Raw genomic sequence first — 14,210 nt, 5'->3', positions numbered from 1 at the left:
GATGACGAACACCAAGGCCCAACCGATCAAGATCGCGATCCTCGCCATGGGCGGGGAGGGCGGCGGCGTGCTGGCCGACTGGATCGTGGACATGGGCGAGGCCAACGGCTATGTGGCCCAGACCACCTCGGTACCTGGCGTGGCGCAGCGCACGGGCGCGACGATCTACTACGTCGAGCTCTATCCGACGGCACAAGCCGACGTGGACGGCGGCCGGCCCGTGCTGGCGCTGATGCCATTGCCCGGCGACGTCGATGTGGTGCTCGCCTCCGAACTCATGGAAGCCGGCCGTGCCGTGCAGCGCGGCCTCGTCACCAACGACCGCACCACGCTCATCGCCTCCACGCACCGCGTGTTCTCCATCGCGGAGAAGAGCGCGCTCGGTGACGGCCGGGTCGACAGCGCGCAGCTTCTCGCGCACACGGCCAAGGCCGCCAAGCGCTTCATCCGCTTCGACATGGCACAGGCCGCCGAAGCTTCGGGCAGCGTGATCAGTGCCGTGCTCTTCGGCGCGCTGGCGGGCTCGGGCGTGCTGCCGTTCAGCCGCGCGCAGTTCGAAGCGACCATCGAGCGCGGCGGCGTGGGCGTGAAGCCCAGCCTCAAGGCCTTCGGCGGTGCGTTCGCTCGCGCGCAAGCCGGCGACGATGGCGAGACACCGCCGGAAGCCGCGCTGGCCACGCCAACGCCACAGCCCCGTCACCCGGCCGTGCGCGCGCTGGTCGAACGCGTGCAGCACGACTTTCCCCTCGCCGCGCAAGACTTCCTGCTCGAAGGCGTGCGCCGCCTCATCGATTACCAGGACCTGGCCTACGCCGGCCTGTACCTGGACCGGATGGCCGCCATCGCCGCCCTGCCGGGCACCGGCGACCACCGCCTGCTGCGCGAGACCGCACGCCATCTCGCCCTCTGGATGTCCTACGAAGACACCGCCCGCGTGGCGGCCCTCAAGACCCGCGCGACCCGCTTCGAGCGCGTGCGCGGCGAGACCCGCGTGCAGCCGGGCCAGGTGCTCGCGATCAACGAATACATGCACCCGCGCCTGCAGGAAATCTGCGAGACGCTGCCGGGCGGCATCGGCCGCTGGCTCATGAACTCCTCGGCGCCCAAGAAGATCGTCGAGCGCTTCACGCAGAAAGGCCGCGTGATCCGGACCAGCTCGCTGCGCGGCTACCTCATGCTGCGCACCGTGGCCGCGATGAAGCGCTGGCGCCGCTCGACCATGCGCTACGCCGAAGAAAACCGCCGCATCGAGGAATGGCTGCAGCGCATCGCCGCCACCGCGCAGCGCAACCCCGAGTTGGCCGTCGAGCTCGCGCAGTGCCAGCGCCTGGTCAAGGGCTACAGCGACACGCACGAGCGCGGCATCCGCAATTACGACACGGTGATGCGCGCGGTCGAGCGCGCCGGCGCGCAACTCGCGCCCGCCACCTTGCGAGAGCTGCGCGATGCGGCGCTCGCCGACGAACACGGCCACAAGCTGCAGGCTGCGCTGGCGCAGCACGCGCTGGCCTGAAGAGACAACGGACGCACGATGACCGCTCCCACCGCCACGCTTCAACTTCGCGTCACCGAGGCGCGCGACCTCAATCCGCTGATCCGCATGCTGCGCCTGCGCGCCGAAGACGGCCGTCCGCTGCCGGGCTTCGCGGCCGGCGCGCACATCCGCGTGCAGGTGTCGCTGCCCGACGGCAAGACCGACTGGCGCCACTACTCGCTGATCAACTTCGCGACCGCGCGCAACGCGACGAACGCACCGACCGAGTACGTGATCGCCGTGCGCAAGGAGGCCGAAGGCCGCGGCGGCTCGCGCTTCATGCACGACGGACTGAAGGAGGGCGACACGCTGGCCATCGAAGCGCCGAAGAACGACTTTCCGCTGCACACCGGCCCCGGCGGCTCTGTGCTGGTCGCGGGCGGCATCGGCGTCACGCCGCTCGCCTCCATGGCCGCGCGCCGCCGCGCCGAAGAGGCGCCCGTGCGCATGCACTACGCCGGCCGCAGCCGCGAGCTGATGGCCTTCCTGCCCGAGCTGCAGGCGCTGCTGGGCGACGACCTGCGCGTGCACACGGATGCCGAAGCCGGCGCGCCGCTCGACATCGACGCGCTGCTCGACGATGTGCCCTCCGGCGACCGCCTCTACGTCTGCGGCCCCAAGGTCATGCTCGACGCGGTGCTCGCCCGCACCCAGGCCCGCGGCTGGGAGCACGACCGCGTGCACTTCGAGCTTTTCACCGAACCGGTCGCCGAAGCGGGCGACCAGCCTTTCGAGGTGGAGCTCGCGCAATCGGGCCAGCGCTTCACCGTCGCAGCCGACCAGAGCATCCTGGACTGCCTAATCGACAACGGCTGCGACCCGATGTTCGACTGCAAGCGCGGCGAATGCGGCGTGTGCGCCGTGCCCGTGCTCGAAGGCGAGATCGATCACCGCGACTACGTGCTCACCGCCCGCGAGAAGGCCGAGGGCAACGTCATGCAGATCTGCATCTCGCGCGCCAAGGGTGCGCGCCTGGTGCTCGACATCTGAAGCAAGGAGCCACGAGAACATGCCTTCCTACAGAGACAACCCGGATGCCGTCCGCGCGCTCGTTCAGAACGACCGCGTGCATCGCGACCTCTACACCAGCCAGGAACTGTTCGAGCTGGAGCAGGAACACTTCTTCGCCAACACCTGGAACTACGTCGGCCACGAGAGCCAGCTGCCCAAGCCCGGCGACTGGATCAGCAACGAGATCGCCGGCCGCCCGCTGATCGTGGTGCGCCACACCGACGGCAGCGTGCGCGCGATGATGAACCGCTGCGCCCACAAGGGCTCGCGCCTGGTGAGCGCGCCCTGCGGCAACACCGGCAAGTTCTTCCGCTGCCCCTACCACGCGTGGACCTTCAAGACCGATGGCTCGCTGCTGGCGATTCCGCTGAAGACCGGCTACGAGAACACCGCGCTGCACGAGTGCGAATCGGCCAAGGGCCTGACGACGCTCAAGCACGTGCGCAGCCACCGCGGCTTCATCTTCGTGAAGATCAACGACGCGGGCCCCGACTTCGAGGCGTACTTCGGCGATTCGCTCAGCTCCATCGACAACATGGCCGACCGCTCGCCCGAGGGCGAACTCGAAATCGCCGGCGGGTGCCTCCGCTTCGTGCACCAGTGCAACTGGAAGATGTTCGTGGAGAACCTGAACGACACCATGCACCCGATGGTGGCGCACGAGTCCTCGGCCGGCACCGCCAAGCGCATGTGGGCCGACAAGCCGGCCGACGCGCCCAAACCGATGGCGGTCGAGCAGTTCGTGCCTTTCATGTCCGACTACAAGTTCTTCGAGGACATGGGCATCCGCACCTACGACCACGGCCACAGCTTCACGGGCGTGCACTTCAGCATCCACAGCAAGTACAAGGCGATCCCCGAATACGACGACGCCATGAAGGCGCGCTACGGCGAAGAGAAGACCGCGCAGATCCTGGGCATGGCGCGGCACAACACCGTGTACTACCCGAACCTCACGATCAAGGGCGCGATCCAGGCGATCCGCGTGGTCAAGCCCATCTCGGCTGACAAGACGCTGATCGAGAGCTGGACCTTTCGCCTGAAGGGCGCGCCGCCCGAGCTGCTGCAGCGCACGACCATGTACAACCGGCTCATCAACTCGCCGTTCTCGGTGGTGGGGCACGACGACCTGCAGGCGTACCGCGGCATGCAGGCGGGCCTGCACGCGAGCGGCAACGAGTGGGTGAGCCTGCACCGCGACTACGACGCGTCGGAATTGAAGGGCGGCGAGATCACCACCGGCGGCACCAACGAGCTGCCGATGCGAAACCAGTACCGCAGCTGGGTCGAGCGCATGACGGAGACGATGTGATGGCCGGCACCGACACCGACACCCAAGTCACGCGCCAGGACCTGATCGACTTCGTCGTGAACGAAGCGCACCTGCTCGACACGCGCCGCTATGAAGAATGGAACGCGCTCTTCACCGACGACGCCTTCTACTGGGTACCGCTCGTGCCCGACCAGGAAGACGGCCTGAACCACACCTCGCACCTCTACGAAGACAAGCTGCTGCGCGACCTGCGCATCGAGCGCATGAAGAGCCCGCGCGCGTTTTCGCAGCAGCCGCCGAGCCGCTGCCATCACCTGCTGCAGGTGCCGGTCGTCGAGACTTTCGATGCCGAGGGCAACCGCTTCGTGGTGCGCACCGGCTTCCACTACACCGAATCGCAGGGCGACGAGTTGCAGTTCTACGTCGGCACCTTCTTCCATCACCTCACGCTGCAGGACGGCGCGCTGCGCATGACGCTCAAGCGCGTGAACCTGCTCAACTGCGACGCGGCGCTCCCGGCCGTGCAGCTTTTCATCTAAAAGACGCGATGCAACACGCCACCGTCCATCAGGTTTTCTCGGCGACTGCAGCGCGCACGCCGGAGGCCGAGTTTCTGTTCACCGAATCGGTGACCGCTGCGGCCTACGGCATAGCGGCCGGTGCCATTCGCTGGGGCGAGGCCGCTACAGAGGTCGAGCGGCTGCGCGCGGCCTACGCAAAGGCCGGCTACGGGCACGGCCACCGCGTCGGGCTGCTGCTGGAGAACCGGCCGGCCTTCCTCTTCCACTGGTTCGCGCTCAACGCACTGGGCGTGAGCGTGGTGCCGATCAATGCCGAGATGCGCTCAGCCGAACTGGTCTACCTGATCGGCCACAGCGAGATCGGCCTCGCCGTCACGCTGCCAGAGCGCGCGAACGACCTGCGCGCAGCCGCTGCGCAGGCTGGCGTGGTCTTCGAGACGATGGGGCCCGACGACGCGGTGCCCAGCGCGAAGGCAGCAGCGCCGCGCGCCCACGAGCCCGTCGGCATCGACACCGAATGCGGCCTGCTCTACACCTCGGGCACCACCGGGCGGCCCAAGGGCTGCATCCTGAGCAACGCCTACTTCCTGCGCGCAGGCGAGTGGTACGCCGCGCTCGACGGCGTGTGCAGCATTCGCCCCGACACCGAGCGCGTCATCACGCCGCTGCCGCTCAACCACATGAACGCGATGGCGTTCTCCACCATGGTGGTGCTGGTGGCGGGCGGGTGCCTCGTGCAGCTCGACCGCTTCCATCCGAAGACCTGGCTGGCGAGCGCGCGCGAGAGCGGCGCGACCATCGTTCACTACCTCGGCGTGATGCCCGCGATGCTGCTGTCCGCACCTGCGTCGGCCGCCGACCGCGACCACGCGATCCGCTGGGGCTTCGGCGCCGGCGTGGACCGCAAGAACCACACACCTTTCGAAGAACGCTTCGGCTTCCCGCTGGTCGAGGCCTGGGCCATGACCGAGACCGGCGCGGCCGCCTGCATCATGGCCAACCGCGAGCCGCGCCTCGTGGGCACGAGCTGCTTCGGCCGGCAGGAAGACTTCGTGCAGATCCGCCTCGTGGGCGAAGACGGCGGTGATGTGGGGGTCGATGCACCGGGCGAACTGCTCGTGCGTTCGGCCGGCAACGACCCGAAGCGCTACTTCTTCTCCGGCTACCTGAAGGACGAGGAAGCCACGCGCGAAGCCTGGGCCGACGGCTGGTTCCACACCGGCGACCTCGTGCGCCGCGACGCCGAGGGCAACTTCTTCTTCGTCGATCGCAAGAAGAACGTGATCCGCCGCAGCGGCGAGAACATCTCGGCCGTCGAGGTCGAGAGCGTGCTCAACCAGCACCCGGCCGTGAAGACATCGGCTGTGGCCGCGACGCCCGATGCGGTGCGCGGCGACGAGGTGCTGGCCTGCATCGTGATGCGCGAGGACGCCGATGCATCGCAGCGCGAGCAGGTCGCGGCCAGCATCGTGCAGCACGCGCTCGATCAACTCGCTTACTACAAGGCGCCGGGCTACGTCGCCTTCGTCGATGCGCTGCCGCTCACGCCCTCGCAGAAGATCCAGCGCGGTCAGCTGCGCGAGATGGCGCAGTCGCTGCCGGGGCAGGACCATTGCATCGACACCCGGTCGATGAAGAAGAGGCAAGCATGAGCCGCAACCGGCTTTCCTACGAAGGCGTCGCGGTCGCCGTGCCCATCACGGTGCCCTACGTGCGCTACTCCACGCACACCGCGCACTGGTTCATCGGCCAGGCCGTGCAGGCACTGGTCGAAGCCAGCGGCGTGCCGAAGGAAGAGATCGACGGCCTGTGCCTGAGCAGCTTCTCGCTCGCGCCCGACACGGCCGTGGGCGTGACCCAGCATCTGGGCATGTCGCCGCGCTGGCTCGACCACGTGCCCACCGGCGGCGCCTCGGGCGTGATGTGCCTGCGCCGCGCCGCGCGCGCCGTGCAGGCGGGCGATGCCGACATCGTCGCCTGCGTGGGCGCCGACACCAACCACGTCGACTCCTTCCGCCAGACGCTCGGCAGCTTCAGCAACTTCGCGCGCGATGCGAGCTACCCCTACGGCTCGGGCGGGCCGAACTCGATCTTCGCGTTCATCACCGCCAACTACATGCGCACCTACGGCGCGAAGCGCGAGGACTTCGGCCGCATCTGCGTGGACCAGCGCACCAACGCGCTCGGCAACCCGAACGCAATGTTCAAGAAGGGCTTGACGCTCGAGGAGTACATGGCCGCGCGGCCCATCTCCGACCCGATCCATCTCTTCGACTGCGTGATGCCCTGCGCGGGCGCCGACGCCTTCCTCGTGATGAGCGAGGCGCGCGCCCGCGACCTGGGCTTGCCGCACGCCGTGATCCGCGGCGCCATCGAGCGCCACAACGCCTACGCCGAAGACCCGGTGATGGTGCAGGGCGGCTGGCGCAAGGACCGCGACGACCTCTATGCGCAGGCCGGCGTGCAGCCCGCCGCGCTCGACTTCGTGCAGACCTACGACGACTACCCCGTCATCGTGATGATGCAGTTCGAGGACCTGGGCTTCTGCGAGAAGGGCGAGGGCTCGGCCTTCGTGCAATCGCACACCATGACCTTCGACGGCAGCTTTCCGAACAACACGAGCGGCGGCCAGCTCTCGGCCGGGCAGGCCGGCGCGGCGGGCGGCTTCCTCGGCATGGTCGAGGCGATCCGCCAGTTGACAGACGAAGCCGGCGCGCGCGCGGTGCCCGGCGCGCAACTCGGTCTCGTCGCCGGCTTCGGCATGGTGACCTACGACCGGTGTCTCTGCACAGGCGCCGTCATCCTCGGGAGAGCCGCATGACCATGCCCCTGATGCGCCCCCCGCGCAAGAACCCGGTGCTGCGTACCCGGCAGATGAACCTGCCGCCCGGCGCGCGCGGCCGCGTGGCGCTCGGCCTCACGGCCGCCGCCGCAGAGGGCCGCTTCGAGCTGCAGACCTGCGAAGACTGCGGCACGGTGCAGTACCCGCCGCGCGAGGTCTGCCACAAGTGCCTCTCGGCCGCGCTGCGCTGGCGCACGCAGAGCGGCGAGGGCGAGCTGCTCGGCAGCACCACGCTGCACCACAGCAACGATCTGTTCTTTCGCGAACGGCTGCCGTGGCGGCTGGGCCTGGTGCACCTGGATGCCGGCCCGACGCTCATGGTCCACCTGCACGGCGAAGTGGGCGATGCGCCCGCGCGTGTGCGCGTGGGCGCCCGGCTCGACCGCGCGGGCCAGGCCGTTCTCATTGGTTTTCCGAATGAAGGGAGTGCCCACATGGCCGACGACAAGATGCTTCGTGAAATGACCAGCGACCCCAAGTTCCGCAAGGCGCTGGTGACCGACGGCAAGACCGAGACGGGCCAGGCCATCGTGCGCGCGTTGGTGAAGGCCGGCGCCGACATCGTCTGGGTCGGCCATGCCGAGCCCTGGAAGAAGATGGGCGACGGGCTGGACGACATCTCGGCGCTGCCGCAGGTGACGCTGGTGCCACTGGACCTCACCAACGGCCGCCAGGTGACCGAGCTCGCGGGCTCCATCGGCGGCAAGGTCGACATCGTGATCAACAACGCCGAGGTGCACCGCACCTTCGGCATCGGCGCGCGGCGCGGCACCGATGTCGCCAAGGCCGAGATGGACATCAACTACTTCGGCCTGCTGCGTCTCGCGCAAGAGTTCGGCCCCGCGCTCAAGGGCCGCTCGGCCGATGGCGCGACGGGCGCGACGGCGTGGGTCAACCTGCTGTCGATCTATGCGCTGAGCAACTTCCCGCCGCACGGCACCTTCAGCGCCTCGAAGGCGGCGGCGCATTCGCTCGCGCAGTGCTTGCGCGCGGAGATGCGGCCGGCCGGCATCCGCGTGATCAATGTGTTCCCCGGACCCATCGACGACGAATGGAACCAGCACACGCCGCCGCCCAAGCTCGCGCCCACTGCGCTGGCCAACGCCATCGTGAAGGCGCTGCGCGATGGCGTCGAAGACGTCTACCCGGGCGACGTCGCGCAGGAGTGGCTGGAGCGCTGGCGCGACAACCCCAAGGTGCTCGAACGCGAGCTGGCCGCAGGCGGCTGAGAACAGGAGCCACACGATGACGACAACCACAGACCTCATGTCCGCCGCCGACATCCTCGGCGGCCTCGTGACCGCCATGGCGAGCGGCCGCATCCGCGTGATCGACCTCACGCAGACGCTCACGCCCGAGTTCCCGCAGATCGCGCTGCCGCCCGAGATGGGCCAGTGCTGGCCCTTCCGCATCGAGGAAGTGTCCAAGTACGACGAGCGCGGTCCGGGCTGGTACTGGAACAACTTCTCCTGCGGCGAGCACACCGGCACGCACTTCGACGCGCCGATCCACTGGATCTCCGGACGCGACCTGCCGAACAACTCGGTGGACACCATCCCCGTGCAGAACTTCGTGGCACCGGCCTGCGTGATCGACTGCTCGGCCGATGTGCAGGGCAACGACGACTACCTGCTGAGCGTGGCCGACATCGAGCGCTACGAAGCCGCGCACGGCCACATCCCCAAGGGCGCGTGGGTGCTGATGCGCACCGACTGGTCCAAGCGCAGCGACCCCGAGGCCTACCAGAACTTCGATGAGACCGGCCAGCACACGCCCGGCCCGAGCACCGAGGCCGTGCGCTTCCTGGTGGAGCAGCGCGACGTGCTGGGCTTCGGCTCGGAGGCGATCGGTACCGATGCGGGGCAGGGCTATCACTTGCGCCCGCCGTATCCGTGCCACTACTACATGCATGGCGCCGGGCGCTATGGGCTGCAGTGCCTGAGCAACCTCGACCTGCTGCCGCCCGCGGGCGCGGTGCTGATCTGCCCACCGCTCAAGATCGAGAAGGGCAGCGGCAGCCCGCTGCGCGTGCTCGCGCTCGTGGGAGCGCAGGCATGACGCCGAAGGTCGCGGCCGTCACCGGCGGCAGCGCCGGCATCGGCAAGGCGATCTGCGAAGACCTGCTCGCGCAGGGCTACGAGGTGGTGTCGCTCGCGCGCCGCAAAGCAGAGATCGATCACCCGAAGTTGCACAGCCTGGAGGTCGACCTGAGCGACCGCGCGGCCACGGGCGAGGCGGTGCGCGAGCTGGTCGAGCGCTTTGCGCCGACCACCATCGTCCACAACGCCGGCGTGATCCGCGCCGCCTTGTTGCCCGATGTGAAGCTCGACGACCTCGATGCGCTGGTCGACCTGCACCTGGGTTGCGCGATCCAGCTCGTGCAGGGCGCGTTGCCCGCCATGCGCGCGCAGCGCTTCGGCCGCGTGGTGCTGCTGTCGTCGCGCGCGGCGCTCGGCCTGGCGACCCGCACCAGCTATTCCGCGACCAAGGCCGGCATGCTGGGCATGGCGCGCACCTGGGCGCTGGAACTGGCCGCCGACGGCATCACGGTGAACGTGGTGGCGCCCGGGCCGATCCGCACCGACATGTTCTACGACGTCGTCGAAGCCGGCAGCGAGAAGGAACGCGCGCTCGCGGCCTCCGTGCCCGTCAAGCGCCTGGGCGAATCGGCCGACGTGGCACGCGCCGTGCGTTTCTTCGCCGACGCCGACAACAGCTTTGTCACCGGCCAGGTGCTCTACGTGTGCGGCGGCACCAGCGTCGGCAGCCTGGCCCTCTAGTTTTCAGTCCCGTTCCGTTACGTTCAAAAAACATCACCTCTGGAGCATCGCCATGAAAGTCCTGAACCGATTCCGTGCCCTCGCGGGCATCGCCGTGGGCCTGGGCGCCCTGAGCGCCGTCGCTGGCGCCTGGGCCGCCGACCTCAAGGTCGGCTTCATCACGTCGCTCTCGGGGCCGGTGTCGTCGCTGGGCATTCCCTACGAGAAGGGCATGAAGGCCGCGCTGGCCTACAAGGCGGACCTGGGCGGCCGCAAGATCCAGCTGGTGCAGCTGGACGACGCCTCGGACCCGACCACGGCCGCGCGCAACGCCCGCAAGATGATCGACGAGGACAAGGTCGACGTCATCATCGGCACGGCAGGATCGCCTGGCGCGCTGGCCATCGCCGGCGTGGCGCGCGAGACGAAGACGCCGCTCATCTCGATTGCCAACGCCAACCTGCCGGGCGAAGAGGGCGCGTGGATGGTCACGCTGCCGCAGCCCGCGCCGCTCATGGTGAGCGCGGTGGTCGAGCGCATGAAGAAGTCGGGCGTGAAGACGGTGGGCTACATCGGCTTCTCCGACGCCTGGGGCGACCTGGTGTACGACGCGCTGCAAAAGAGCGCGGAGCCCGCGGGCATCAAGATCGTGTCGAACGAGCGCTATGCGCGCGCCGATTCGTCGGTGACCGGGCAGGTGCTCAAGATCGTGGCGCTGCGCCCCGACGCGGTGATCACCGGCACCTCGGGCACGCCCGGCGCGCTGCCGTACCTGGCGCTCGCGGAGCGCGGCTACAAGGGCCAGATCTACGGCATGCACGCGCTCATCAACCCCGACTTCGTGCGCGTGGGCGGTGCCGCCGTCGAAGGCCTGCTCGCACCCACCGGCCCGGTGATCGTGGCCGAGCAGCTGCCCAACGACAACCCGATCCGCAAGGTGTCGATGGACTTCCGCGCGGCCTACCAGAAGGCCAACGGCGCGCCGCCGACCGATGCCTTCTCGGCCTACACCTTCGATGCCTGGCTGCTGTACCTCGATGCCGCCCAGCGCGCGCTCGCCACCAAGGCCGAACCCGGCACGCCGCAGTTCCGGCTTGCGCTGCGCGACGCCATCGTGAGCACCAAGGAGCTGGTGGGCACGCACAGCGTCTACAACTTCAAGCCGACCGACCGCTACGGGTCGGACGAACGCTCGCGCGTGGTCGTGAAGCTGGAAAAGGGGCAGTGGAAGCTGGTCCCCTGATGCAGAGCCCACAACGCAAGCCACACGCTGGAGCACCCTCAATGAAAAAGAAACTGGCCCGCATCCTCGGTCTCACCGCCGTCGCACTGGCAACTGCACAGGCCATGGCGGCCGACCTGAAGATCGGCTTCATCAGCTCGCTGTCGGGCCCGGTCGCCGCACTGGGTGTGCCCTACGAAAAGGGCATTCGCGCAGCCATCGCGGAGCATCCGGAAATCGGCGGGCGCAAGGTCCAGCTGATCGTGCTCGATGACGCCTCCGACCCGACCACCGCCGGCCGCAACGCCCGCAAGCTGGTGACCGAAGACAAGGTCGATGTGCTCATCGGCACCTCGGGCGTGCCGGGCGCGATGGCCATCGCCTCGGTGGCGCGCGAGCTGAACACGCCGCTGATCTCGCCCACGCCGGTGACCATCGCCGGCCCCGAGGGCGCGTGGACGGTGACGGTGTCGCAGCCCTTTCCGCTCATGGTCGCGGGCGTGGTGGACCGCATGCAGAAGTCCGGCGTGAAGACGGTGGCCTTCATCGGTTTTTCCGACGCGCTGGGCGACCTGGCCTACGACTCGCTGGTCAAGAGCGCGGCCACGGCCGGCATCAAGGTGGTGGCGAACGAGCGCTATGCGCGCAGCGATTCGTCGGTGGCGGGGCAGATCCTGAAGATCGTCGCGGCCCGGCCCGATGCGGTGTTCGCGGGCAACTCCGGAACGCCCGGCGCGCTGCCCTACATCGCGCTCGCCGAGCGCGGCTACAAGGGCAAGATCTACGGCACGCACGGGCTCATCAACGCCGATTTCGTGCGCGTGGGCGGCGCCTCCATCGAGGGCCTGCAGGTGCCGAGCGGCCCGGTGCTCGTGGCCGACCAGTTGCCTGACAGCAACCCCATCAAGAAGGTGTCGATGGGCTTTCGCAATGCGTACCAGAAGGTGAACGGCGCGGTGCCCACCGATGCCTTCTCCTCGTACACCTACGACGCCTACCTGCTGCTGGCCGACGCCGCCTCGCGCACCAAGGGCGAGCCGGGCACACCGCAATACCGCACGGCACTGCGCGACGCCATCGTGAGCACCAAGGAATTGGTGGGCACGCACGGCATCTACACCTTCAAGCCCGACGACCGCTACGGCTCCGACCAGCGCGGCGTGGTGATCGTGCAGATGAACAAGGGCCAGTGGAAGCTCGTTCCTTAAGAAGCTGAGCGCCCGCCGATGACCAGCTACCGCCATCATCCCGACCGCATCGCCGCCCTGGTGCAGGACGACCGCGTGCACCGCGACCTGTACCTGAGCGAGGAGATCTTCGCGCTCGAGCAGGAGCGCCTGTTCGCCAACACCTGGGTCTTCCTCGGCCACGCGAGCCAGGTGCCCGAGGCGGGCGATTTCGTGACGCAGGAGGTCGCGGGCCGGCCGCTGCTGATGGTGCGGCAGCCCGACGGGGCGGTGCATGTCATGTACAACCGCTGCGCCCACAAGGGCACGCAGCTGGTGACGGACGAGAGCGGCAACACCGGCCGCTTCTTTCGCTGCCCGTACCACGCGTGGACCTACAAGCTGGACGGCGCGCCGCTGGGCCTGCCGTTGAAGAACGGCTACGAGGGCACGCAGCTCAAGGCCTGCGAATCGGGCCAGGGCCTTTCCGTGGTGAAGCATGTGAAGGTGTACCGCGACTTCGTGTTCGTGCGCCTGGCCGACACCGGCCCCGCGTTCGAGGACTACTTCGGCGAGGTGCTCGGTGCCATCGACAACATGGTCGATCGCTCGCCCCAAGGCAAGCTCACCGTGGGCGGCGGCGTGCTGCGCAACATCGTCCACTGCAACTGGAAGATGTACCTGGAGAACATCAACGACACGGTGCATCCGATGTCCACGCACGAGTCGGCCACCAAGGCGGCCGAGGCGCTGTGGGAGGGCCACGCGCCCACCGATCCCAAGCCGATGGCGATGGAGCAGATCCTGCCCTTCGGCTCGGGCTACGAGTTCTTCGACAGGATGGGCGGGCGGGTGTTCGCCAACGGGCACAGCGTGCTCGGGGTGAACTTCAGCATCCACTCCAACTACGCGCAGCTGCCCGAATACGAGGCCGCGATGCAGGCCGCGCACGGCGCCGAGCGCGCGGCCGACATCCTGCAGCGATCGCCGCAGAACTCGGTCTTCTATCCGAGCCTTTCCGTGAAGGGCTCGCCGCAGGCCATCCGCGTGATCCGCCCGCTCGCGGCCGACCGCACGCTGATCGAGGCCTGGAGCTTCCGCGCGGCCGGTGCGCCCGCGCTCCTGTTCGAGCGCGCGATGAGCTACAACCGGCTCGTGTTCTCGCCGATGTCGGTGGTGGCGCATGACGACGTGCACCTCTTCGAGAGCATCCAGCAGGGCCTGCGCGCCGGCGGCAACGAATGGGTGAGCCTGCACCGCAACTTCGATGCGGCCGAGCTCGCGCAATCGACCATCACCACCAACGGCACGAACGAGTTGCTCATGCGCAACCAGTTCCGCGCCTGGGCGAAGGCGATGGCATCGGAGGGCGCGGCATGAACGACCCCCGCGACTTCATCGCCCACGAGGCCGCGCTGCTCGACGAGCGCCGCCTGGACGAGTGGCTCGCGCTCTTTGCCGATGACGGCTACTACTGGGTGCCGCTGCTCGGCGCGGCGCAGGCCGATCCGTTCTCGCACAACTCGCTGGCCTACGAAGACCGGTTGCTGCTGCAGCTGCGCGTCGATCGCCTGAAGAACCCGCGCGCGCATTCGCAGCATCCCGCGAGCCACAGCCAGCATGTGCTGCAGCCCTCGCGCATCGAGGAAGAGACGGGCGACGAGGTGCGGCTGCGCACGCCGTTTCTCTATGTCGAGGCGCGCGGCGAATCGCAGATCCTGCTGAGCGGCACGGCCCGCCACCACCTCGTGCGTTCGCCAGCTACACCCTCGGGCTGGTCGATCCGCGAGAAGCGCATCGACCTGCTCAATGCCGCGCGCGCGTTGCCGGCGATCCAGTTGTTCATCTGAGTTACCTGTTCATTCCAACCATCCTCACTGGA

Annotated in this window: 13 protein-coding genes; all 13 read left to right on the top strand. The window is 68.5% G+C overall.

The window, feature by feature from the left end; genetic code table 11:
• Position 1 precedes the first annotated feature (1 nt).
• The 13 genes from ACZYRS_RS24875 to ACZYRS_RS24815 are packed head-to-tail and all read left to right on the top strand — an operon-like array spanning position 2 to position 14,178.
• Entirely contained in the window at positions 2-1,513 is a 1,512-nt protein-coding gene (locus ACZYRS_RS24875; protein ID WP_463421384.1) for an indolepyruvate oxidoreductase subunit beta family protein, read from the top strand.
• A gap of 18 nt (positions 1,514-1,531) precedes the next feature.
• Positions 1,532-2,524 carry a PDR/VanB family oxidoreductase gene (locus tag ACZYRS_RS24870; RefSeq protein WP_463421383.1) on the top strand — a complete coding sequence of 331 codons (993 nt, stop codon included), beginning with the start codon at positions 1,532-1,534 and terminating at the stop codon, positions 2,522-2,524.
• A gap of 19 nt (positions 2,525-2,543) precedes the next feature.
• Entirely contained in the window at positions 2,544-3,857 is a 1,314-nt protein-coding gene (locus ACZYRS_RS24865) for an aromatic ring-hydroxylating dioxygenase subunit alpha (RefSeq protein ID WP_463421382.1), read from the top strand.
• Entirely contained in the window at positions 3,857-4,357 is a 501-nt protein-coding gene (locus ACZYRS_RS24860) for an aromatic-ring-hydroxylating dioxygenase subunit beta (RefSeq protein WP_463421381.1), read from the top strand. Before ACZYRS_RS24865 ends, ACZYRS_RS24860 begins: the two co-directional genes overlap by 1 nt.
• 8 nt (positions 4,358-4,365) lie before the next feature.
• Positions 4,366-5,991: an AMP-binding protein gene (locus tag ACZYRS_RS24855; protein WP_463421380.1), complete on the top strand. Its 1,626-nt coding sequence runs from the start codon at positions 4,366-4,368 to the stop codon at positions 5,989-5,991.
• A complete protein-coding gene (locus ACZYRS_RS24850) occupies positions 5,988-7,160 on the top strand; it encodes a thiolase family protein (protein WP_463421379.1) in 1,173 nt (390 codons plus the stop codon). Before ACZYRS_RS24855 ends, ACZYRS_RS24850 begins: the two co-directional genes overlap by 4 nt.
• The gene (locus ACZYRS_RS24845; protein WP_463421378.1) at positions 7,157-8,410 is read left to right on the top strand and encodes an SDR family NAD(P)-dependent oxidoreductase; all 1,254 of its coding nucleotides are present in this window, start codon (positions 7,157-7,159) and stop codon (positions 8,408-8,410) included. The genes ACZYRS_RS24850 and ACZYRS_RS24845 overlap by 4 nt, the downstream gene beginning before the upstream one ends.
• Before the next feature lie 16 nt (positions 8,411-8,426).
• Positions 8,427-9,239 carry a cyclase family protein gene (locus ACZYRS_RS24840; protein ID WP_463421377.1) on the top strand — a complete coding sequence of 271 codons (813 nt, stop codon included), beginning with the start codon at positions 8,427-8,429 and terminating at the stop codon, positions 9,237-9,239.
• Positions 9,236-9,961, top strand: coding sequence for an SDR family oxidoreductase (locus ACZYRS_RS24835; RefSeq protein ID WP_354355661.1), 726 nt, complete (start codon positions 9,236-9,238; stop codon positions 9,959-9,961). The genes ACZYRS_RS24840 and ACZYRS_RS24835 overlap by 4 nt, the downstream gene beginning before the upstream one ends.
• Before the next feature lie 52 nt (positions 9,962-10,013).
• A complete protein-coding gene (locus ACZYRS_RS24830) occupies positions 10,014-11,183 on the top strand; it encodes an ABC transporter substrate-binding protein (protein WP_198788153.1) in 1,170 nt (389 codons plus the stop codon).
• 41 nt (positions 11,184-11,224) lie between these two features.
• The gene (locus ACZYRS_RS24825; RefSeq protein WP_463421376.1) at positions 11,225-12,370 is read left to right on the top strand and encodes an ABC transporter substrate-binding protein; all 1,146 of its coding nucleotides are present in this window, start codon (positions 11,225-11,227) and stop codon (positions 12,368-12,370) included.
• 18 nt (positions 12,371-12,388) lie between these two features.
• On the top strand, positions 12,389-13,708 hold the full coding sequence (locus ACZYRS_RS24820; RefSeq protein ID WP_463421375.1) for an aromatic ring-hydroxylating dioxygenase subunit alpha: 1,320 nt from the start codon (positions 12,389-12,391) through the stop codon (positions 13,706-13,708).
• Positions 13,705-14,178, top strand: coding sequence for an aromatic-ring-hydroxylating dioxygenase subunit beta (locus tag ACZYRS_RS24815; RefSeq protein ID WP_463421374.1), 474 nt, complete (start codon positions 13,705-13,707; stop codon positions 14,176-14,178). The genes ACZYRS_RS24820 and ACZYRS_RS24815 overlap by 4 nt, the downstream gene beginning before the upstream one ends.
• Positions 14,179-14,210: the final 32 nt, after the last annotated feature.

This window comes from Variovorax sp. AC194, from assembly GCF_979257995.1.
This window is presented reverse-complemented; position numbering and strand designations above follow the sequence as displayed.